The sequence below is a fragment of the Variovorax sp. 10N432 genome, from assembly GCF_056394465.1.
The window spans coordinates 112,887-134,231 of the sequence record NZ_JBFTHX010000012.1 but is presented as its reverse complement, the minus strand read 5'-3'; the positions used below and the strand labels follow the sequence as shown (position 1 = coordinate 134,231).

Here is a 21,345-nt window from a genome sequence, read left to right as displayed (position 1 = left end):
GGCTTGCGGTGAAGACGGCTCTGTTCTCCCCCCTCCCATGGGTCGGGATATGCCTGGCGGCCCTCGTGTTCCGCATGACCTTGGGCATCGATCTCGGCGACGAGTCCTATTACGCCGCCTTCATAGACGGATGGCTCAAGACGGGGCTGGGCGGCAACGCTTTCCTGATGGTGCATCAGACGGCCGCTCTGCTGGTCTACCCCTTCGCCTACCTGTACAGCGAAGTGCGTGGCGACGCGGACGGCCTGGTGCTTTTCTTGCGCTTCGTATACCTGGCGTTGGCAGCGGCTTCCGCGCTGTGCCTCTACCGGGCCGTAGCCCTGCATCGCGGCAGGACCTTGGCGACGCTGGCGACGATCCTGTCGCTTCTGTTCATCCCGTTCAGCCTGCCCGCCCCTTCCTACAACACCATCGGCATGTATGCGCTCGTGGCCGCCTTGTCGCTGTTCGCTTGCGGCTACACCCGGTCGCTCGAGGCCGCTGGCGACAGCGGCTTGTCCTTGCTGTCGCCGGTCTTGTGGCTTTCTGCCTTCTGGTGGGCCGTCGGCTGCACTGCCTACCCGCCCTTGATCGCACCCCTCGTAGCGCTGCTTGTCCTTTCGTTCGCTTTTCTCCATGCGAAGCCGGAGCGCCGTTGGCTCCTGCGCTACGCGCTTGCCTGCGCCGTCATGCTGGCGCTGGCTTTCGTCGTGCTGTGGGTGGCCCTCGGCCACGCCCATCTCCTCCAGATGCTGCGCTTCACAAACGCCTTCAACAATGTATCTGGCGGCATCGGCGGTAAGGTGCGGACGGCGCTCGATGCGTTCGCGGCCCACCCGCGGCTGGCACTGATCTGCCTTGCCGCGACAGTGCTCTCTGCACTGCGCTGTCTGCGCGCGTCGCGGTGGCGGCTGCTGTGCGACATCGGCACCGGGCTGCTGGTCATCGCCGTGGCGACTGCGCCTGCTCCGACCTTCTACAGTCGCACGCATGATCTGGTCCTGGTGCTGGCCCTGTCCGGCATCTTTCACGGCGCGCGGGAATTGATTAGGCGCACCGGGGAGCGCCGAACCCGTGTGCTCGCGCTCCTCTATGTGGTGAGCCTGCTCGGCGGTATCGCGACTGCCGCGATGGCCTTCAATGGCCTGTTCAACTTTCCGATCGGAGGTTTGCTGGCCGCGACCCTGGCCTTGGCGATTCCGGAGCGTTCGACCAGGCCCGAGCGTGCTGCGGGCTACGCCATCACGGCCCTTGCCTGCGCGGCCATGGCGGCGACGGCCTTCACGACCTACTACGGCCAGATCGGCTCGTTCGCCTATCGGCATTCGGTGCGCGTGGGGCAGGGTGCATTCGCCGGCCTGCGTACGGATGCAGACCAGGCTGTCTTCATCGAGCGGCTCGGCGCGGCCATCGAGCGTCAGCAAGGCTGCGGAACCAGGTTTGCCGTACTCGGAACCGGCCCCGGGTTTTACCTGCTGACGTCGATGTCTCCCTCGACGGTGTCCAGCTGGAATTTCCCCGGCGATGCGCGGAACTTCGCGACCGATACGCTGCGGGCGTTTTACCAGGTGCCCAAGAACCGACCCGACGTGATAGTGGTGAACAACTGGCAGTGGGCAACGCCGCTGTCGTCATCTGACCGGGCCTTGCTCGAGCGCTATGCGCTGGCGGAAAAGGTGACCGTGGGAATCCGCAATGCATCGGTCTACCGGCGTGCGGATTGCGACGGCAGCGGGGAGTGAGCATGAATCCATTCGCTGCCCGGCACGCTTCCCCGGACCAGGAACGACACCTGACGGATCTCGGCATCTTGCCCCTGTTGCTGCCGTCTCTGGTCCTGATCGTGCTGCTCTGGTTGCCTTTCGGGTTCCACATGGGCGCGCTGCTCGAGGACTGGGGCCTCCTGAGAATCTATTCCGAGCTCGGCGGGCCGGTTTTCTTCTCGGGCGGAGCCGGCGAACTGGCGCAGCATCAGGTCCGACCGATCATGACCACGCTTTGGGCGATCGCCTATGCCGTGGACCCCGACTCCTGGTGGTTCTGGCATGTCGAACTCGCGCTCTCGTTGCTCATCAAGGGCGCATCCCTGACCTGGATCGTCTTTCATCTGACGGGCTCGCGTCGCTGGGCCGTGGTTGCCGGAATGCTGTTCGTCGTCTGGCCGGCCGACACGCTGCAGATGGCCTTCCGAGCGATGAATATCGGCTTCTCGGCAGGACTCGCGACGCTGGCGGCGGCATTGTTCGTCGCCGCCTACAACGCGCACCGGGCGGGCAGGCAGGCGCTGCTGGCGGCGCTGGGAGCGATGTCCGTGGTCGCGGGGACGTGGATGTACGAGGTGATGCTGCTCATGGCGCCCCTGCCATTGCTGCTCTTGTGGGTCCTGGAGGGCTGGCCGGGGACGTGGGCACGGGTGCGACGCGAGTGGCAGGTCTCCCTGGCGTGGTGCATCGCATTGGCTATCACGCTGGCCTACATCCTCTTCGTGACGCTGACGGCCAAGGCAACTTATCAGCAAGCTGTAGCCGGGAGCGGTCAGCAGTTGCTGGAAACGCTGAAGAGCACTGCGCCGATGCTGTTCACGCGTGGCCTGGTACGCGCGCTTGCCGACGGTTGGATCGATGCCGCGCGCATCGTTTCCAAGGACCTCCACTGGAACGTCTATCTGCTGGTCGTCGCCGCCGCAATGGCGATGGTCGTCTGGTTCGCCGGCCGGAAGTCCGAAAATGTCACATCCGCTGCCGGGCCGGTGCCGCTGGCCAGGATGGCGGTCGTCGGCCTGGTGGTCGTCCTTCTCGGTTATGCGCCGTTCCTGGTTTCACTGGGGCATGTCGCCGTTACCCAGCGGACCTATCTTTTCGTGGCTTCCGGCTCGGCGCTGGTTTTCGTTGCATGTCTGGCAGCCGTGGGCCGGTGGAGTCGCGGCGCAGCGATGCTGGCCGCGGTGCTGCTGCTGACGCTCGGAGTGGCGCAGCAGCTCTACCAGTTTCGTGAGTACAACGCGATCCATGATCGCCAGCGAGCAGTGCTGCGCGCCATCGTCGAGCAGGCGCCGGCAGTTCCCGACGGCAAGACCCTGGTCGTGCTGGACGAATCGCAGCGCATCAACCATGTCTGGATGATGAGCAGCGTGCTGCATAGCGCCCTGGCCTATCTCTACGACAAGGGCGATCAGCGCGTGGAAGTCTGCCTCCGGCCGGTCGGGGTGTGGCCGCGTGATGGGGCCGGTCGGCAAGGCAGTTGCGTGGAGACCGCCGACGCCTGGGTCTTCAAGGCGGCCGCCCCGCTTCCGGTCCAGACATCCGCAGCCGCATTGCCGGACGTCACGGTCATGAAGTCGGACGCCATCGTGGTCCGGATCAATGCGGATGGAACGCCTCCCAAGACAGCGGCGGTCCTGCAGAACCAGGAGGCACTTCGACAGGCGGAGACGCCGTCGGGAAGGCGGTACCGGCGGGCCATCGGCGTGGAGGCCTGGCCACAAGGCCTGCGCTTCTTGTCGCAGCCCGGACCGGGCCCGGCCTACCGCTGGGATTTCGGCCGCCGCTGGAACCTGGACTGGCCGGAGCCGGGTTCCGGCTGGACCGAGGCAGACTGGCTCTACCGGCCTCTCAAGCAGGCATCCGTCGTGTGGATGGCCTTGCCGCGCACCACCCTCGTGTTCCCCCTGGTGCCTGCGGCCGGCCCGTACCGGCTGCGACTGCGCCTTGGCGAGCCATGGACCGACGGACGCGGCGAGGTCGCCATCCAGGTCAACGGCAATGCCGTCGCCTCGGCCTGGACATCGGATCTCGATCTCACAGCCAGCATTCCCGCCGCCATTCTCGAAGAGGGAATGAACACGCTGGAGTTCGCGGCACCGGTTTCGGAAAACTGGGGCGTCTCGATGCATGTGGACTGGATCGCGGTCGAGCCGCTGCCGAACTAGAAGATCCGGCCGGCGAGCTTCTCGATCAGCAACCGGGAGGCCGGCGGTGACAAATGGCCGAGGTCATATGTACTCACGGCGCCATCGTCAAGAACGGTCAGGCAGCCGTCGCCAGTGCACATGGCCTCGTATGCAGACAGGTAGGACACGCCGAGTGTGGCCGAGAAGTCGCGCATCGACCGATCGAGCACGTCGACTTCCGGGACGAGTCCACAGCGGGAGTGCCAACCACCTTCCCGCAGCGTCTGCTGGCCTGCGCAGCTCCCCAGCATCGAAGGCATGGGCTTGTCCCATTGCGGCGTCGGTCCGATCACGACCACCTGCCTCACGCCGGCCCGTTTCAGTTCCGCAGTGGTTCGAGCCAGTTGGCTGAACTCGTACGCAGGTTCCACCTGCCGGTATGACCAGCGCGCGGTCAGGACGACCGTGTCGGGCCTTTCATGGGCAATCTTGCCGATCACCATGTCGTTGATCGCCTTGCAATGGTGCTGGGCGGGAAATTGGGTGCCCAGGAGCGGCGGACAGGCCGAGGCGGTGTATTGGGCCAATCGGAAGGCGCCTTTCTCCTCCAGAGCTTTCAGGCCAGGGTAGAGGGCGGCGGCGTAGGAATCGCCCCATAGAACGACAAGCGGTCTGGTCTTGCCTGAGCCATCGCAGACTGTCGCGAATTTCTCCGGCCCGTCTGCCGGACTCAGGAAGCATATGCGATCCCGCCACTCGGTGGCCGGATACTTCCCCGCGAATCGGGCAAGCCTTGCCATTTCGCCACTGTCACGAGCCGAGAAGCCGTCGGAGCGCACCGTCACGACGCCGACGAAGACCATCGCCAGCATGGACGCGGCCAAGGGTGCTGTCGCATATCGCCGCAGGCTGCCGAAGCGCACCGGACGCTCGACCGCCAGGTAGGTCGCTGCGCTCAGTACGACGCTGAGCGTGATGGCGGCCCATCGCGCGGCATCCTCGTCGGCGGATCGGAACAGGTCGAAGTAGCGGACCAGGTAGAGCACCGGCCAGTGCCAAAGGTACATCGGATAGCTGATCAGGCCAATGGCCCGCATGGGAGCGCAGCCGAGCACGTGTCGGTTGAACCACGACCCGCGAGCTGAGATCAGGAGTGCGGCGGCAAAGACGGGTGGCACGGCGAACCATCCCGGGAACGGTGAGAGATCGGTCGTCAGCGCCAAGGCGGCGAGAAGCAGAAGCAACCCGAGCAGCGCCCGTGCATCGTGATTGCGGTGGCGGGCTTCGGTGATCGGGTTCGAACGGCTGAGGCAAGCAAGCAGCCCCCCGATCATGAGCTCCCAGAAGCGTGCTGGCGGCGAATAGAACGCGGCGGTCCGGTCCGAGCCGATCAGCAGGATGCCGGCGGCGAACGATGCCGCGCAAAGCACGGCAACAATCGCGACAGGCTTGAATCGCAGCCGCCGGATTCCGACCAGTATGAGCGGCCACAGCAGGTAGAACTGCTCTTCGATGGCCAGCGACCAGAGATGGAGCAAGGGCTTCGTGTCGGCTCCGCCATCGAAGTAGCCCGTCTGCTGCCAAAAGTAGAAGTTCGATACGAAAGTGGCGCCGGCCAGGATCTCCTTGGCAAGTTGCAGGTACTCGGTCGGCGTGAGGATGAACCAGCCGACGATGTAGCAGGTGGCGAGCACCAGACACAGGGCCGGAAAAATCCGCTTGACCCGGCGCGCATAGAAATCCCGGAGTTCGCGCGCTCCGAATGTGCCGCGCGAGAGGCTGTCGAACAGTACGCCGCTGATGAGGAAGCCGGAAATGACGAAGAAGATGTCGACGCCGATGAAGCCGCCTCGGACCCAGGCCGGGAATGCATGGTAGGCGACCACGAGCATGACGGCGATGGCGCGCAGGCCATCGATGTCGCCTCGGTAACCGGGGGCGTGCTGTCGAGCGCTTCGTTCGGTCGAGGGCTCGTCGCTTTCGGCGGCGCTTGCTGCTGCGCCGCCTCTATGCATCGGACGCTTGATCCATGTTGATCCGCTCGCGTTCCACCACCAAGGGGCGCTTCATCACATGCGTCAGGATCGCGCCGACGTACTCGCCCAGCAACCCGATGAAGAACAGTTGCACCGAAGCAAAGAAGAACATGCCGATCAGGATGGGCGCGGTGCCAGCCGAGAACTCGCTCCAGAACACGAGCTTCAGCACCAGGTAGATCAGCGACAGGAGCAGGCTGAGGCCGGACAGGACGAATCCGGCCATGGTGGCAATGCGCAGCGGCACGCGTGAATGCGAGGTGATACCCAGCATCGCCATGTCATACAGCGTGTAGAAGTTGTTCTTCGTGATGCCTCGCTTGCGGCGCGGCTGGTTGTAAGGGATCTGTACGGGCGCGAAGCCGACCTCGGAGACCAGGCCTCGAAGATAGGGATACGGGTCGTCGATCTTGCGAAGCTGTTCCAGGACCACGCGGTCGTAGAGTCCGAAGCCTGTGAAGTTCTGGATCAGCTTCACGTCTGCGATTCGCGTCACGGTGCGGTAGTACAGCCGGCGCACGGCGAACATCAGGCCGGATTCGTCGGCACTGGGCTTGACGCCGATCACCAACTTGGCGCCCTGACGCCATTCGTTCACGAAATCCTGCATCAGCGCGGGCGGATCCTGGAGGTCGCAAACCAGCAGGATTGCCGCGTCGCCGCCTGCCTGCAACAGGCCGTGGTAGGGCGAGCGGATGTGCCCAAAGTTGCGCGCGTTGAGAATCACCTTGACCCTCGGGTCGGCGGCCGCCATGGCGCGCAGCAGTTCGGGCGTGCGGTCCGAAGAGTAGTTGTCGATGAAGAGGTGCTCGTAAGTCACGCCTTCGATGGTCGCGAAGACCTCGCGCACCTGTCGGTGAACCTCTTCGACGTTCTCTTCCTCGTTATAGCAAGGCGTCACGACGGTGATGTGCTTCATGAAATTCCAAAGACGAAACGGCGCTGCAGCACGAACGCTACCATCGCCATGGGAAGGATGACCAGTGCGTTCGCAACATAGACGCTGAGTCCGGTTCGCAGCAGCAGCGCGACCGAGCCGACGTTCAGGAGGTAGATGACGACGTAGACGCCGACGAAGCGGCCCAGTTGCGTCAACGGCGCACCACCAAAGACCAGGCGACCGACGCTCTGGAAATTGAACAGGACACCCAGGACGGTTGCCAGACCGATGGCCAGCGGGTACGGCAGGCCGGCCCAGACGAGGCCCGCAAACAGCCCGTAGCCCACCACGGTATTCAGCACGCCGACGAGCAGGAAGCGAATCAACTTGACGTCGAGGTAGTTGGTCACCTCAAGCCTTCCAACGGGCGGCGAAGTCGAGCACACGCCCACGGACGGTCTGCGGATCGAGGCCGTGCTCGCGCATCGAATGGGCATAGCTGCCGCAGGTCTGGGAGAAGTTCTCTCCGATGCCGATGCGAAGGACGGGAACCGGGGCGGTTTCCGAGATCGCTTCCACCACGGCCCCACCCAGTCCGCCGACGTCGGAATGCTCTTCGATCGTCACCAAGGCACTCGCTTTGGTTGCCAGGGCGCGGAGTTGCTGAGGGTCGAGGGGCTTGATCCAGGGTGCGCTCCAGACCGATGCATCGATTTCGTCGCCGATCGCGCAGGCGGTCCTGACCATGGAGCCGGTTGCGATCAATTCGACCGGATGCCGACCCGTGCGCACCTCGACGAGCGCGCCGCGCTGCAGTTGCGGCGGTGCCTTGTGGACCGGCCCGATGTCAGCCTTGCCCATTCGGCAGTACACCGGACCGGGATTGGCCAGCGCCATCCGCATGCAGGCCGTGAGCTCATGCGCGTCGCAAGGCGACATGATCTCGATGTGCGGCACGGCCCGCAGGCAGGCGATGTCCTCGAAGCTCTGGTGGCTGGTTCCGAGCGTGCTGTAAACCAGGCCCGCGCCGTCGCCAGTGAAGATGACGGGCAGTTTTTCATAGCAGACGTCGATCTTGATCTGTTCCAGCACCCGCACCGGAATGAACGCGCTCAGTCCATAGACGATGGGGCGAAGGCCGGCCTTGGCCAGGCCGGCGGCGACGCCCACCATGTTCTGTTCGGCGATGCCGGCGTTGATGTACTGTCCCGGGCATCGCTTGCGGAACTCGTCGAACAGTGCATAGCCGTGGTCGCCGGTGAGAAGGACGACCCGCTCGTCCTGGATCGCAGCCTCCACCAGTGCGTTAGAGAATGCGGCCCTCATGCCGCTGCTCCTTCGAGTTCGCGCAAGGCCTGCGCATGGAGGTCGGCGTCGAGGCGCGAGTAGTGCCAAGCATTGACGTTCTCCATGTAGGAGACACCCTTGCCCTTCACGGTTCTCGCCATCAGCGCCTTGGGACGTCCGTTCTTCTTGGCTTCGAGCGCGTCGATGGCCGCGGATATGGCGTCCATGTCGTGCCCGTCGACAGTCTCGACGTCGAAATTGAAAGCGGAGAACTTCGCGCTGAGGTCCCCGAGTTCCATCACTTCGTCGGTTGTGCCCATCGCCTGGAAGCCGTTGACGTCCACGATGACCATCAGGTTCTCGAGCCGGGCATGGGCCGCGAACAGCATCGCTTCCCAGATCGGGCCTTCGTTGATCTCGCCGTCGCCGACGATCGCATAGCATTTCTGGCCGGTCTTCTTGCGCATGGCCGCGAGCGCCAGGCCGACGCCGACGGACAATCCGTGCCCCAACGTGCCGGAGGTCACTTCGCAGCCCGGCACATGGGCGTCGGACAAGCCCTTGAGCCGCGAGCCATCGTGGAAATAGTTGTCGATGTCCTTGCGTTCCAGCCACCCGAGCTGGTACAGGCATGCGTATTGCGCCATCACGCCGTGGCCTTTGCTCAACACCAGAAAGTCGCGCCCGGCGTCGTCGGGGTTCGTCTCGTCGTAGCGCATGTGGCGGCCGTAGAGACAGGCCAGCAGTTCGATGATCGAGAAGGCACAACCGAGATGCACCGCATTGCCGGCATACGCCATCTCGACCACGTTCTTGCGCAGCAGCGCTGGAGTGAAGGGAGGTTTCATGTTGGGACTGTTGAAGTTTCCAGAGTCGTCCTGCGCCAGGCAAGGGTGCGCCGGATGGCCTCTTCGAGGTTCACCGCGTTGCGCAGGCCGAGTTCCTCGTCGGCTCGCTTCACGTCGGGCACGTAGCGCTGTCCTGCAAGTCCGGCAACGGCGTTCCCGGCGATCTGCACAGCGACCGCGTTCTCGGCAACGCGCGCGATCTCATTGGCCAGATTGGCGATGGTGACTGCGGCATCGCTGCCGATGTTGTAGGCGCGACCGGGCTTGCCGAGCGCGAGGGTGGTCAGCAGCCAGCGCGCCATGTCGCTTGCGTACTGATAGCTTCGAACCGCTTCGCCGGTGCCCTGGACGACGATGCCATTGCCAACGGCCGAGGCTTCGATGAACTGGGCTGCGGCCGAGCCGCTCGAAGGCTGCAGGCAGGGGCCGATGAATGCAAAACAACGGGCGATGCTGACCTCGAACGGCCAAGGCTCACTGACGACCGCCTCGGCGAGCCTTTTGGCCTGCGTATAGTCGTTGCCGGAAAGGGCGTCGTTCCAGGGCGCGTCTTCGATCAGTGTTGGCGCCTGCATGGGCGCGCCGTAGACTGCGCCCGAGCTGATGTGCAGCAGCCTGCGGGCGCCCCGGGCAGCAGCCAGCTCGCAAACTCGGCGAGCGCCGTCTTGCGCCAGTGGCTGGAGCTGGCCGGCGCCACCCTGCGGAGGCGCTACCGGCAGCGCGGCATGGATGACCATCGAAAAGGTCTGTTGCGGAAAGTCGAAATCGACGACATCTCCCTGGACGACCCTCACCGCAGGGCTTTCGGCGAGGCGCGGACTGTCTTGCGCAAATCGCGCGGGGCTCCGCGAGAGCAGGCACAAGTTGAGTCCCAGGTCCAACTCGCGGTCGGCATGCAGCAGGCATTCGACCAGCCATTTGCCAACGAAGCCCGTCCCGCCCGTGATGAAAAGCGACTGCCGCTGTAGTGCCGTCCAGACTTCGGGCGCCGTCAACCGCAGCACCTCGTCGAGGTCGGCAGAAGGAACGGGCCCGGTGAGATCAGTCAAATCGCAGGCCAAGGTAGGTTTCGATGCTCGCGATCGTATGGTCCAGCATGGGTTGCGTCAGCCCAGGGTACAGGCCGACCCAGAAGGTGTCGTTCATGATCCGGTCGGTGTTCTTGAGTTCGCCCACCACACGGTAGTTGCGCCCGATCATGTACGGCTGCCGCAGCAGGTTGCCTGCGAACAGCAGGCGCGTGCCGACCTTCTGCTGGTCCAAGTAGGTGAGCAGGTCGACCCGGCGCGTGTTCGCCGCTTCGCGAAGCGTGATCGGGAAACCGAACCATGAGGGCTCCGAGCCAGGCGTTGCTTCGGGCAGTTCCAGGAACTCTTCAGCATTGCGCAGGCCTTCCTTCAGGTATTGGAAGTTTTTCTGGCGCGCCTCCACGAAGCCGTCGAGCCGATCGAGCTGCGCCAGCGCGCAGGCGGCCTGCATGTCGGTGATCTTGAGGTTGTAGCCCAGGTGCGAATACGTGTACTTGTGGTCATAGCCTTCGGGCAGATCACCGAGTTTCCAGCAGAAACGCTTGCCGCAGGTGTTGTCCTTGCCGGGCGGGCAGTAGCAGTCGCGGCCCCAGTCGCGGATGGATTCGGCGATCAACCGAAGCTCGTCGCTGTTCGTGAACACGGCGCCACCTTCGCCCATGGTGATGTGGTGTGCGGGGTAGAAGCTCAGCGTGCCGATGTCGCCGAAGGTGCCGACCAGCTTGCCGTCGTAGCGGGCCCCGAGGGCGTCACAGCAGTCTTCGACAAGCCAAAGATCGTGCTTCTCGCAGGCGGCCTTCACGACCTTCAGGTTGTACGGATTGCCCAGCGTGTGCGCGAGCATGATGGCCTTGGTGCGTGGACCGATGGCCGCTTCCAGAAGGTCGGCGTCGATGTTGTAGGTGGGGATATCGACATCGACGAACACCGGCACCGCGCCGCATTGAAGGATCGGATTGACGGTGGTTGGAAAGCCGGCGGCGACGCCGATCACCTCGTCACCCGGCTTGATGGCGCGATCTCCGAGCTTGGGCGAGGTTAGGGTCGAGAACGCCACGAGGTTGGCCGAGGAACCGGAGTTCACGGTCATGAGGTGCTTGACGCCGAGGTAGGCCGCCAGGCGGCTTTCGAAAAGCGTGTTGAAGCGGCCCGTGGTCAACCAGGCGTCCAGCGAAGCTTCCACCATCAATTGCATTTCAGGCGTGCCGACGACCTTGCCTGAAGGGGGAATCAAAGTCTCGCCCGGAACGAAGGATTGAGGTTTGCCGGCGAGCTCGCCGTATTCCGCCACCAGCGCAAGGATCTTCTTGCGCAGCTCGTTTTTGTGGAGTGAAACTTCAGTCATGGGAGGGGGTGCTTTCGTATTGATCGATCTGTTCGAAGGTGAAATTCGTCATGTCGCCGCCGCCAATCCACGCTTGCTGCCATTCGACGATGGCGCCAAGGCTGCGGCGCAGGTCCCAGCGCGGAATCCAGCCGAGGCTCTGGCGCGCCTTGGAGCAGTCGAGCTTGAGCCAGGACGCTTCGTGCGGCTGGTCTTCGCGCGACTCCGTGCGCCATTGCGCGGTGCCGCCCCAGATCGCCGTCAACTGGTCGGCAATCCACGACACCGGCCGCGCGTCCGCATCGTTGGGTCCGAAGTTCCATGCTTGCGCCCAGGCCGGGCCGTCAGCGTACAGCTTTTCCGCCAGCATCATGTAACCGCGCAAGGGCTCCAGCACATGCTGCCAGGGGCGGACAGCGAACGGGTTGCGGATGTCGGCCGTGCGATTTTCGCCGAAAGCGCGCAGCAAGTCCGGCACCAGGCGATCGTCCGACCAGTCACCGCCACCGATGACATTGCCGGCCCGTGCCGTCGCCAGCGCCACCCCATGCTCGGCATGCCGGTCTGCGTTGAAAAAGGACGACCGGTAGGAGGCTGCGACCAGTTCGGCGCAGCCCTTGCTGTTGCTGTACGGGTCATAGCCGCCCATCGGGTCGTTCTCGCGATAGCCCCAGATCCACTCGCGGTTCTCGTAGCACTTGTCGCTGGTGACGATGACCACCGATCGCACGGAGGCGCAGGTGCGCACCGCCTCGAGCAGGTTCACCGTGCCCATGACGTTGGTGGAATAGGTTTCGACCGGATTCAGGTAGGAATGGCGCACCAGCGGCTGGGCGGCGAGGTGGAACACGACGTCCGGAGCGCAGGCATCCATCGCCCGGCGCAGTTCGGCCAGGTCGCGGATGTCGCCGATGACGGACTGATCCGTGGCCGCCTGCCCCGTCAAGGCATGCAGGCTGGGTCGGGTCGAAGGGTCGAGGGCAAAGCCGGTGACCTTGGCGCCGGCACGGGTCAACCACAGCGCCAGCCAGCCGCCCTTGAAGCCTGTGTGGCCGGTCAGGAAGACGCGCTTGCCGGACCAGAAGGGGTGTTGCGCTTGCTGCATCACCACGCCTTCCACGGCGCCTTGCCGCCTTGCCAGAGTTCCTCGAGGTAGGTCTTGTCCCGCAACGTGTCCATCGGTTGCCAGAAGCCCTCGTGCCGGTAGGCGCCCAGTTGCGACTCCTGTGCCAATCGTTCGAGGGGCTCTCGCTCCCAGATCGTCTGGTCGTCCGTGATGTAGTCGATGACCGAAGGTGACAGGACGAAGAAACCCCCGTTGATCAGTACTCCGTCGCCCTTGGGCTTCTCCTTGAAAGCCATGACCTTGTCGTCCTGCAGATCCAGGGCGCCGAAGCGGCCTGGCGGCAGCGTGGCGGTCAGCGTCGCCTTGAGCTTGCTGGCGCGATGGAATTCCACCAGGCGGGTGATGTCGACGTTGCTCACGCCGTCTCCGTAGGTGAAGCAGAAGTCCTGCTCGCCCTCGAGATGTTCGGCCACCCGCTTGAGGCGGCCGCCGGTCATCGTCTCCTCGCCCGTGTCCACGAGGGTCACCCGCCAGGGTTCGGCGTAGCGTTGGTGAACCTGCATTTCGTTGTGCTCCATGTCGAAGGTCACGTCCGACATATGCAGAAAATAGTTGGCGAAATATTCCTTGATGACGTAGCCCTTGTAGCCACAGCAGATGATGAAGTCGTGGATTCCGTGGGCGGAATAGATCTTCATGATGTGCCATAGCACAGGCTTGCCCCCGATTTCCACCATCGGCTTGGGTTTGAGATGCGTTTCTTCGGAGATGCGCGTTCCGAGACCGCCAGCGAGAATCACTGCTTTCACGATGTTTCCTTTTGCCGTGGAAGATGGAGATTGAAAAGACACCCGCCGTGCGGGTGACATGCAGATTCGATGGTCATTGTGTGAGGGCAAAAAATTCGACTCGACCGTCCTCACGGCTCAGGGTCGGTGGTTGCCCGATGATTTCCGAGATTTCCCGTACGACCATGTTGCCGCCGTCGGGGTATCCGCGCCGGTCGATGTAGACGCCCAAAAAACCCATGCCCCGGGCCACGGCGAGCTGCTCGCGGACCGGCTTCTTGGCCAGCTCCCGGTAGTAGAGATCGGCCTTCCGGCCCTGCATTCCACCGGAACTCCATCGCAGGTGCCTGGAATTGAGAAAGCCGACCAGCAAGTCGTAGCCCCCGAGGGTCGAAAGGTTGCCGGCCTCGGGGAACGGTACATACGGCATCTGGTAGACGGCGGCCCCGCGCGGCAGCGACTCCTCGATCGCGCCGATGAATTTGCGATCGCGGTGGAATACGGCTTCCGACGTCAGCCCGGCATTGAAGGAGGGCGCTGCCGTTTGATCGAGCAAGCCAATGACCGTGACGGCGAGCAGGATCGACCCGGCAGCACGGGGGCTGAACGCGCGGTGTCTGAAAAACTTTTCGAGCGCGATGAAAAACGCAGCCACCGAAAAGAAGGCGATGAAGATGCTGATGCGGTCCCAGCCGCGGATCATCGGCGAGATCAGAGTGGCGAACAGCACGTTGAGTCCGCCGACGGTCGCGGTGAGAAGCAGCATCAGCGTCAGCAGCATCAGCAATCTTGTGCGGCTGTCGCTCGCTTGGCCGGCGGCCGAACGGAAAAGCGTCAGCATCATGGAGAGAAATCCGAGAATGCCGACAATGCCCAGGGCGGACACCGTGTTGGAGAGAGGAAAGGTGTTGTTGTAGGTCCGCGTGAATTCGCCTAGACCCGGAATACGATGTTGCTGGTATGGGAGCAGGAGGTGGACCAACTTCAGTGCATAGACCTCCGACTCCGTAGGGGCCCGCTGGGCCACCTCCAGATTCTTCCCGTTCTTGAACGTGTTGGCAACGTTCGGTGCGATATTCAAAACCACGCCGAAGCAAATCGCCGCGCACATCACGAGCGACCTCATCATCGGCCCTCGACTCCGGGTCTGCAGGGTTCCGAAAAGTCCGCAGACGACAACCACGATCAGTCCGAAGAACGCGAAATACACCCCGAAGCAACTCGCGGCCACCAGCAAGGCGGCGATCGCGATGCAGCTCCGTCGATCCGGTGCATCCTTTCCAGTACGTGATATCAGAAATCCGACATAAAAATAGATCGGAATGACGAAATACCAAGTATAGAAGAGATGGCCCATCAAGAGCCTGGCGAAGTGATACGGAATGAATGCGAAAAGAAGGGCGGCCGAAAATGCCGTGCCTCGTCCCAGATGGATTCTACGCAGCACGATGAAGGCCGCCGCGAAGGCCGTCGAAAAACCTAGCAGCAGGTAAATGTTGTTGGCGGCGAAATACGAGCCGAAGATCTTGCCGAGCAACTTTAGGATGAGCAGGTTGCCCGAGTCCGAGCCCGGAAAGTCGAGGAACGAAGATCCGAATGGGAAGCCGTTGCGAGGGTTCTGGAACACCCAGCCCTCGATCGCGCGCTGGCTCATCCAGAACTGCAGCAGGCCGTCGCCCGCATATATGTAAGGATGAGTGATGTTCGGCACAAGGCCCTGGGGCCACCCGGTCATCAGCACGCTGGCAAGGAAGAAAGCCAGCACGACGCCGGCGGCAAGCACGACGTTGTCGACGCGGTGCTCCCCCACGCCAGGCCACGAAAGCCGGATGCCACTCACGGCAGCGCCACTCCGCTCGGCCCGAACAACACCAGCGGTTCGGCGATATCGTGCGCAGCCAGCAGTTCGGGGCTTGCACCCCAGTCTCGCAGCTGGGTGATCAGCCGGTCGGCCATCTGGATCACCGGCTTGGCTGCGGCGATCGGCTGCGCCAGTTCGACCAAACCTGCCGCATAGTTCGCAGCACTGAAAGTCGCCGTCGCCCATTGCTGGCCCCTGACAGCCTGCGCGCGCCGCTTGTCGGGGTTGGCGCAGAGGAATTCAAGCGCGTCCTTGAGGTGGCTGACCTCCGCATCGTGCGGGATCTTCAGCACGCAATCATCGGGCAGTTCGCTGTAGAAACTGGTGTCGCTCACGATGACCGCCTTGCCGTAGAGCAATCCTTCGATCGCCGTCGCCGAGGCCGCCTCGAAGCTCGGCCATCGCAGGCAGCAGGCGATGTCGGCTTCGTTGATGGCAATCTGCAAACCCGTGTCGTCGATCTCGCCGGTGACGGTCAGTTGAACCCCGAGGCTTCGGGCAAGGGTGATCAGCTTGATCGCGTACGGCGGTTCGATGCGGCCGCAAACGCGATAGCTGACGGTATGGCGCAACAGTGCGCTGGCGCCGATAGCCTGGATGACACTTTCGATTCGCTTGTTCGAGTTGGCATGACCGACAGTGATGACGTTCACCTCGTCGCTGAGCTGCGGTGAACTCGCCAGGCTGATCTTCGCCGCGAAGGGTGCGTCATAGGGGAGCGGAAGCGCACGCACCGGACCCGCGCACGCACTCGCCACCCTGGCCATTCCCCAGTGGCTGTGCGAGACGACACCGTCTGCCTGCGCGCATACCCACTCGGTCATCGGATAGATGGCACTGGCATCCGCCATGAACTCGACCTCGTTTCTGACGCTGAAGAAGCGGGTGGCGACCTGCTCGCCATACCATTGCTCCAGGACGCGCTTCGCTTCGTTCGGGCGCGACTGTGCCCAGCCGGCGAACAGGTGCGCGACGACGAAGTCATGCAGGCAGACGACGCCCGGCAGCTGCGCAAGCCAGTGCAATGCGCCGCAATGAAACTCGTAGTTGTTGCCGACCTGGTAGACCAGCAGGTCGGCGTCCTGCACCAGACGCAGGACGGCCTCGGTGTCGGTCCAGCGGACCTGCTCGACGCCGCATGGATGGTGCAACTCGTCGATTGCTGCGTTCTGCTCGGTCCGTACGATGGCAACTTCCTGCCCCAAGGCTTCCAGCGCGCGGACGATGAGTGCCGTGACTCTTCCAATAGCCGATATGCTGACCAGCGGGCTGAAGATCAGGAGCTTCATGACAGCAATGCCTTGACCGTGGCCGGCCAGGTGATGTCGTGCGATACCCATAGAGCCTTTGCAGCGACGCCGAGATCCCGTGTGCGCTTCGGATTCGCGTACACCGCGCTCAGCGCATCTGCCAGGCTCTTGGCCTCTGGCGCCGCCACCCATCCGGTCCGGCCGTGGCGGGCCAGGCCGAGCACCCCTCCGCTGTCTGTCGTGCTGATCAGCGCCTTTTCGGCCGTGGCGGCTTCCATCGCGACGTAGCTGAATGATTCCTCGTCGAACGGCAACGAGGCGACCGCCGCCGCGCCATTGATGTAGTCCGCGTATTCGGACCGGTCGAGGAAGCGAAGGTCGAGCCGGACTCGATCGAGCACGCCGTGGCGTTCAGCGGCTTCATGGAGCCGCGTGGCATCGGCTGTCGAATCGGGCGGTCCCGCGATGACCAATCGCACATCCTTCGATGCGCTGGCCAAGGCTTCGATCAGCAGATGCTGCCGCTTGGCCGCATTGACGCGTCCACCTGCAAAAACATAGCCTTGCGAAGCACCGCCGTGGAAGATCTCCGGGTCGTTGATCGGCGCACGCAGCACTTGGGACTGAAATCCGTTGTACTTTGCCAGTCGATTCTGCGTCACCTCCGAAATCGCGAAGATGCGTCGGGCGTCGCGAAAGCATTCGTCATCGGCGTTCTTGATCACGCGACGAATGTCGCTGCCATGCTGTCCTTCCGGTAGATTGGACTGGCCGGCGTCGAACAGGTCGTAAGCCTGACGGTACTGATGCACCAGCCACAAGGTCTTGTTCGAATGCGGAATCAGATAGGCCGGAAACTTGAGGGCGATGACATGGTCGACGTTTTGCAGCATCAGCGATCGGGCGAGAAGCATCTGCGAAGGAATCCGGGTCGCTGGTTCCCACTGGAACGGAATGCGAAGGACTTCGGCCCGGTGGCCGGCAATTTCCAGATTTGCCTTCAAGTGTGCGGCCATGGACTCCGCGCCGCCCGAGACGAAAGGCGCCATGTTGTTGACGACGAGCACCTTCATGCGAGCAGCCTCTCGAGCACGCGGGTCCAATCGATGCGCAGTTCGTCGATCCGTGCCGTTGCACTTGCGCCCATCTGCCGTGCAGCGTCCCTGTCGCTGTAGAGGCGATCCATCGCGGCCGCCAGTGCCAGGGGCTGGGGCTCGCTCACAAGACCGTTCACCTCGTGGATCACGAACTCCAGTGGCCCGCCGGAGTCGGTCGCCGTGAGAATCGGCTTGCCCGAATGCGCAGCCTCGATCGTCGGGTATCCGTAGGAGTCTTCGTCGTCGGGGAGATAGGCCGCTGCCAGGCAATTGGACAGTTGGTCGGCTTTCTCTTCCTCGCTGATCCAGCGGTTCTCGACGACGACTCTTTCGGCCAGTCCATGGTCCGCCGCCAGTTGAAGCAGCAGGTGCGGATACGCCTCGTCTGTACTCGCTCCACACAACCGGACGCGAACGGGAGTCCGGCAATACCTCAGTGCCTCGAGCAGCAGGTGCTGGCGCTTGTGGTCTTCCAGGCGGCAGATGCACACGATTTCGTCGTTCATCGCGCGGAACTGGAACCGCTCCGGGTGAAGAACAGGAGGGAACAGCGGCTCGCTCTCGATACCGTTGAAGCGCCTGAGCCGATCCGACACCACCTGCGAGTTCGAGAAAACGAACCGAGCTTCCATCAATGCAGCCGTATCGGCGGCCATGAGCGCGTCACGTATGCCACGATGCTTTTCATCGTCCGGGAAGTTGCGGTACTTGCTGTCCCAAAGGTCGTAGAAGACACGCAGGTGATGGATGAACCAGACGATCTTGTGCGGATGGGAAATCAGGTGGGATTGCGGCCGAAAGCAGATGACCCGGTCGGCGGCGCTGAGGTCGACGAATCGGAAGGCCGCCATCTGAGTGAACAGGTGCTCCGGCGTGTCGACTTCGGGAAGATAGACGCGCTCCACTTCATGCCCCGCCTCACGCAGCACGAATTCGAGCCATTCAACAATGTTGCGGTAGCCGCCGTTGATGAATGGGACGAATGATGAGCAGAGCGCAATTTTCATCGATCCAGGGCTTGCGCGAGAGCCTCGGCGATCCGGCTCACGTCCGCCTTCGTCATGAACTGGTGCGTCGGGAGATTCATCCCGCGGTGCGCCCAGAGATCGGCGACCGGGTACGCGTTGTCTTCCTTGTACGGCGGTAGTACATGCATCGGATAGAACACCGGCCGTGTCTCGATGCCTGCCTGGTCCAGGGCGATCATGACGCCGTTGCGCCGGGCTTCATCACCGTCGCGCAGGAAGACGGTGTACATCCAGTAGACGTGACGCATGCCTGCATGAGTTTCGGGCAGCACGAGAAGGTGGCTCAGCGGGAGCAGCGCCTCGTCGTACATCTTCGCCAGAGCCATGCGATCTTCCAGCGCCGCGTCGATCGTTTCCATCTGGGCCAGCCCGATCGCTGCCTGGATGTTGGTCATGCGGTAATTGTAGCCAACGACCGGAAACCAGTATCGCCTTTTCGGGTCGACGCCCTGGCCCCGATAGAGCCGCAGCTTCGCCGCCAGTTCATCGTCGTTGGTCGTGACCATGCCGCCTTCGCCGGTGGTGATGATCTTATTGCCGAAAAAACTGAAAGTCGCGCAGGTTGCGAGATTGCCCACCCGCTTGCCATCGACTTCCGCGCCATGGGCCTCGGCAGCATCTTCGAGCACCCAGAGGCCGTGTTTTCGGGCGATCGCGTTGACCGCCGTCATGTCGGCAGGATGACCGTAGAGATGCACCGGAATGATCCCCCGCGTGCGAGGCGTGATCTTCCGTTCGATTTCTATCGGATCGATGTTCATGGTGTCGGCACACACATCCACCAGAACTGGCGTGGCCCCGCAATAGCGCACGGCATTCGCCGTCGCGATGTAGGTCACTGTCGGGATGATGACCTCGTCACCTGGCTCCAGGCCCAGAGCCACCAACGCGAGATGAAGGGCGGTCGTTCCGTTGTTGGCCGCTATCGCGTGCTTGGCGCCGCAAAACGATGCGAAGGCTTCCTCGAAGGCGCCGATGTACTTTCCATTGGAAGAGATCCAGTTGGTGTCGAGGCAGTCGAGCACATACTTCCGCTCGTTGCCCGCAAGTTTGGGTTCTGCTACAGAGATTCGCTTCATGGTGTGTTTTTCCCTTTGTGGAGCTTCCGGGCCGGAACTCCAGCAATCCTGGCCTCCGGTTCGATGTCAGAAATGATGATGGAGCCGGCGCCAGCGACAACGTACTTGCCGATGGTTATGCCCGGGATCACGCGGCTACCTATGCCCAGGAATGCGAGAGGCCCTACGGTGACGTTGCCAGCAAGGGCGCATTGAGGGGCAATATGTGCCGCCTCACCAATTTGGGCATCGTGGTCGATACTTGCCGACGTGTTGATGATCGCAAGGTCGGAAATGTTGCTGTCCGCGTTGATGACAACTCCTGCCATGATAGCGACGCCTTCGCCTATCCGCACGCTGGGCGAGATGATTGCGGCAGGGCTGATGGCATTGACGAGTTCATATCCCAGCGCCCGGACAGATTCGCCCATCCGCTGGCGCGTCGCGTTCGATCCGATGGCGATGAACGCACGGGAATAACCCTCGGCGCGAAGTCGTTGCAAGTGATCATCTCCCTTGAGCACAGGCACGCCGAGGCAGGACTCGACACTGTCCGCCCCCGCGATACAAAACGCGACGGGGACAGATGATGCTCGAAGCAGTTCGATACAGACCTTGGCATGCCCGCCCGCTCCAACGACGATGACCTCACGCTTCATGGCGTCTCCTTCGCCTGCACCAGGGCAGTCGAGCCCGCACGGGCGAAAAGCAGGTTGACGGGGGAATTGCCTTCAAGCTCCGAGGCTGAGATCTCGCGCAGCGCCCCTGTTTCCGGATCGATGACGCTACGGATCAGGCCCATCCTTTCGAATCGGCCCAGCCATTCGGAGGTGGTTTGGCCCACTTTGCGAAGGCGGGAGACGTCGAACTCCACGATCAGCACGATACGCGCATTCCTTGCGATGGTTTCCGCGGCGCCCTCGAGCGCTTGGAGTTCGATACTTGCAGCGTCGAACTTGATAACGTCGACCTTGCCATCCTGCTTTTCAATGTCGTCGATTCGTACAAGAGGGACATCACCGAACAACGAAGAGGGCAGCGCTTCGCTCGCCGCTTGGTTCGAAGCGGCGGCCTGATGCGTCTCGACGGTCGAACAGTACCCGTTCATCCAAGCAGATTTTTTCAGCAGGTCGTGGCTCGCAGCGACGGGTTCGAAGGCCACAATGCGCCCCTTCTGCCCTATGGCGCGAGCCGCTGCAAGCGTGTGCATTCCGATGTTTGCGCCAGCATCAATGAACGTCCCTCCGGGACTAAGAAGCCGTTCGATCACAAGGCGAGTTCCGCGCTGGAACTCGCCAGTCTCCATCAGAACAGACGCCAGGGCGAAATCGGAGGCTGGGCACAGAACCGGTCCGACTGCAGTCCGCAGGAGAAATGCGTCCGGTTGCACACGAACAGCCGCCTCTTGCACGGCAACCGGATGAGCCGCGAGACTATTGCCCGATTTCGGGTGTGCGTGGGGCTGGCTGCGATGCAGAGATTCCCGCAACGCTTGGATCTCCTGTAGTACGTGTGTGGTGTGGATGGTGAGCAGCCGGTCCGTGGCCACAAGCTGAGCCTGCCGGTGGGCTTCGAGGCTTTGCGCGACCGTAAGATGCAATCGCTGCGTCTCGGCCTGAAGCCCCCCTACCATGTACGAGCGAAGCCTGAAGGCGATGGGCCGGGCGAACGTCTTGGTCAGCTTGAAAACGAGCCTTGCCACCGGCCGCAGGCTCCGCTTTACCGCGGACCGGAAACCTGCAGCGGGTGCCACTTCTGCAGGCGAAGACTGTTCTGCAGCAGGACTGTTTCCCTCATTGATCTCGGAAGAACGGAGCCGGGCTTTAGAGGACAGCGCAACGCGAACGTCCACGCCGGCTCTTTCATGGTTTTCAGTAGCGTGCATTGAAGCGTAGTGGCTTGGCCAATGGCGGCCCACAACCTTTC

General features: G+C 62.9%; 18 protein-coding genes. 2 read left to right on the top strand and 16 right to left on the bottom strand.

Going from position 1 to position 21,345, the window contains the following annotated elements:
* Positions 1 to 65: 65 nt before the first annotated feature.
* Entirely contained in the window at positions 66 to 1,721 is a 1,656-nt protein-coding gene (locus AC1DF3_RS16390; protein ID WP_478140214.1) for a hypothetical protein, read from the top strand.
* Positions 1,722 to 1,723: 2 nt separating this feature from the next.
* Entirely contained in the window at positions 1,724 to 3,907 is a 2,184-nt protein-coding gene (locus AC1DF3_RS16385) for a carbohydrate-binding protein (protein WP_478140213.1), read from the top strand.
* Here AC1DF3_RS16385 and AC1DF3_RS16380 read toward each other — a convergent pair.
* The 16 genes from AC1DF3_RS16380 to AC1DF3_RS16305 form a co-directional block, all read right to left on the bottom strand.
* Positions 3,904 to 5,883: an acyltransferase family protein gene (locus AC1DF3_RS16380; RefSeq protein WP_478140212.1), complete on the bottom strand. Its 1,980-nt coding sequence runs from the start codon at positions 5,881 to 5,883 to the stop codon at positions 3,904 to 3,906. The two genes, AC1DF3_RS16385 and AC1DF3_RS16380, sit on opposite strands and share 4 nt — an antisense overlap.
* Positions 5,876 to 6,823, bottom strand: a complete 948-nt coding sequence (locus tag AC1DF3_RS16375; protein ID WP_478140211.1) for a glycosyltransferase family 2 protein — start codon at positions 6,821 to 6,823, stop codon at positions 5,876 to 5,878. The genes AC1DF3_RS16380 and AC1DF3_RS16375 overlap by 8 nt, the downstream gene beginning before the upstream one ends.
* On the bottom strand, positions 6,820 to 7,194 hold the full coding sequence (locus AC1DF3_RS16370; RefSeq protein ID WP_478140210.1) for a GtrA family protein: 375 nt from the start codon (positions 7,192 to 7,194) through the stop codon (positions 6,820 to 6,822). Before AC1DF3_RS16370 ends, AC1DF3_RS16375 begins: the two co-directional genes overlap by 4 nt.
* A gap of 1 nt (position 7,195) precedes the next feature.
* Positions 7,196 to 8,110, bottom strand: a complete 915-nt coding sequence (locus tag AC1DF3_RS16365) for a transketolase family protein (protein WP_478140209.1) — start codon at positions 8,108 to 8,110, stop codon at positions 7,196 to 7,198.
* Positions 8,107 to 8,919 (bottom strand): transketolase, encoded by an 813-nt coding sequence (locus AC1DF3_RS16360; protein WP_478140208.1) that lies wholly within the window; start codon positions 8,917 to 8,919, stop codon positions 8,107 to 8,109. The genes AC1DF3_RS16365 and AC1DF3_RS16360 overlap by 4 nt, the downstream gene beginning before the upstream one ends.
* Positions 8,916 to 9,980 carry an NAD-dependent epimerase/dehydratase family protein gene (locus tag AC1DF3_RS16355; RefSeq protein WP_478140207.1) on the bottom strand — a complete coding sequence of 355 codons (1,065 nt, stop codon included), beginning with the start codon at positions 9,978 to 9,980 and terminating at the stop codon, positions 8,916 to 8,918. The genes AC1DF3_RS16360 and AC1DF3_RS16355 overlap by 4 nt, the downstream gene beginning before the upstream one ends.
* On the bottom strand, positions 9,961 to 11,292 hold the full coding sequence (gene rfbH, locus AC1DF3_RS16350; RefSeq protein WP_478140206.1) for a lipopolysaccharide biosynthesis protein RfbH: 1,332 nt from the start codon (positions 11,290 to 11,292) through the stop codon (positions 9,961 to 9,963). Before rfbH ends, AC1DF3_RS16355 begins: the two co-directional genes overlap by 20 nt.
* Entirely contained in the window at positions 11,285 to 12,376 is a 1,092-nt protein-coding gene (gene rfbG / locus AC1DF3_RS16345) for a CDP-glucose 4,6-dehydratase (protein ID WP_478140251.1), read from the bottom strand. Before rfbG ends, rfbH begins: the two co-directional genes overlap by 8 nt.
* Complete coding sequence (gene rfbF, locus AC1DF3_RS16340) at positions 12,376 to 13,146, bottom strand: glucose-1-phosphate cytidylyltransferase (RefSeq protein ID WP_478140205.1); 771 nt, start codon at positions 13,144 to 13,146, stop codon at positions 12,376 to 12,378. Before rfbF ends, rfbG begins: the two co-directional genes overlap by 1 nt.
* Before the next feature lie 73 nt (positions 13,147 to 13,219).
* A complete protein-coding gene (locus AC1DF3_RS16335; protein ID WP_478140204.1) occupies positions 13,220 to 14,965 on the bottom strand; it encodes a sugar translocase in 1,746 nt (581 codons plus the stop codon).
* Positions 14,962 to 16,275: a glycosyltransferase family 4 protein gene (locus AC1DF3_RS16330; protein WP_478140203.1), complete on the bottom strand. Its 1,314-nt coding sequence runs from the start codon at positions 16,273 to 16,275 to the stop codon at positions 14,962 to 14,964. The genes AC1DF3_RS16335 and AC1DF3_RS16330 overlap by 4 nt, the downstream gene beginning before the upstream one ends.
* A complete protein-coding gene (locus AC1DF3_RS16325; protein WP_478140202.1) occupies positions 16,272 to 17,309 on the bottom strand; it encodes a glycosyltransferase family 4 protein in 1,038 nt (345 codons plus the stop codon). The genes AC1DF3_RS16330 and AC1DF3_RS16325 overlap by 4 nt, the downstream gene beginning before the upstream one ends.
* Positions 17,306 to 18,340, bottom strand: a complete 1,035-nt coding sequence (locus AC1DF3_RS16320; protein WP_478140201.1) for a glycosyltransferase family 4 protein — start codon at positions 18,338 to 18,340, stop codon at positions 17,306 to 17,308. Before AC1DF3_RS16320 ends, AC1DF3_RS16325 begins: the two co-directional genes overlap by 4 nt.
* Positions 18,337 to 19,440, bottom strand: a complete 1,104-nt coding sequence (locus AC1DF3_RS16315; RefSeq protein ID WP_478140200.1) for a DegT/DnrJ/EryC1/StrS family aminotransferase — start codon at positions 19,438 to 19,440, stop codon at positions 18,337 to 18,339. The genes AC1DF3_RS16320 and AC1DF3_RS16315 overlap by 4 nt, the downstream gene beginning before the upstream one ends.
* The gene (locus tag AC1DF3_RS16310) at positions 19,437 to 20,078 is read right to left on the bottom strand and encodes an acetyltransferase (protein ID WP_478140199.1); all 642 of its coding nucleotides are present in this window, start codon (positions 20,076 to 20,078) and stop codon (positions 19,437 to 19,439) included. Before AC1DF3_RS16310 ends, AC1DF3_RS16315 begins: the two co-directional genes overlap by 4 nt.
* Positions 20,075 to 21,271 (bottom strand): FkbM family methyltransferase, encoded by a 1,197-nt coding sequence (locus tag AC1DF3_RS16305; RefSeq protein ID WP_478140198.1) that lies wholly within the window; start codon positions 21,269 to 21,271, stop codon positions 20,075 to 20,077. The genes AC1DF3_RS16310 and AC1DF3_RS16305 overlap by 4 nt, the downstream gene beginning before the upstream one ends.
* Positions 21,272 to 21,345 lie beyond the last annotated feature (74 nt).

What these genes read in the sequence shown, in the direction of transcription:
- AC1DF3_RS16385 (WP_478140213.1), top strand. Translation starts at nt 1,724, where the DNA reads ATGAATCCATTCGCTGCCCGGCACGCTTCCCCGGACCAGGAACGACAC.
- AC1DF3_RS16380 (WP_478140212.1), bottom strand. Translation starts at nt 5,883, where the DNA reads ATGCATAGAGGCGGCGCAGCAGCAAGCGCCGCCGAAAGCGACGAGCCC.
- AC1DF3_RS16375 (WP_478140211.1), bottom strand. Translation starts at nt 6,823, where the DNA reads ATGAAGCACATCACCGTCGTGACGCCTTGCTATAACGAGGAAGAGAAC.
- AC1DF3_RS16365 (WP_478140209.1), bottom strand. Translation starts at nt 8,110, where the DNA reads ATGAGGGCCGCATTCTCTAACGCACTGGTGGAGGCTGCGATCCAGGAC.
- AC1DF3_RS16360 (WP_478140208.1), bottom strand. Translation starts at nt 8,919, where the DNA reads ATGAAACCTCCCTTCACTCCAGCGCTGCTGCGCAAGAACGTGGTCGAG.
- rfbH (WP_478140206.1), bottom strand. Translation starts at nt 11,292, where the DNA reads ATGACTGAAGTTTCACTCCACAAAAACGAGCTGCGCAAGAAGATCCTT.
- rfbG (WP_478140251.1), bottom strand. Translation starts at nt 12,376, where the DNA reads ATGCAGCAAGCGCAACACCCCTTCTGGTCCGGCAAGCGCGTCTTCCTG.
- AC1DF3_RS16330 (WP_478140203.1), bottom strand. Translation starts at nt 16,275, where the DNA reads ATGAAGCTCCTGATCTTCAGCCCGCTGGTCAGCATATCGGCTATTGGA.
- AC1DF3_RS16325 (WP_478140202.1), bottom strand. Translation starts at nt 17,309, where the DNA reads ATGAAGGTGCTCGTCGTCAACAACATGGCGCCTTTCGTCTCGGGCGGC.
- AC1DF3_RS16320 (WP_478140201.1), bottom strand. Translation starts at nt 18,340, where the DNA reads ATGAAAATTGCGCTCTGCTCATCATTCGTCCCATTCATCAACGGCGGC.
- AC1DF3_RS16315 (WP_478140200.1), bottom strand. Translation starts at nt 19,440, where the DNA reads ATGAAGCGAATCTCTGTAGCAGAACCCAAACTTGCGGGCAACGAGCGG.
- AC1DF3_RS16310 (WP_478140199.1), bottom strand. Translation starts at nt 20,078, where the DNA reads ATGAAGCGTGAGGTCATCGTCGTTGGAGCGGGCGGGCATGCCAAGGTC.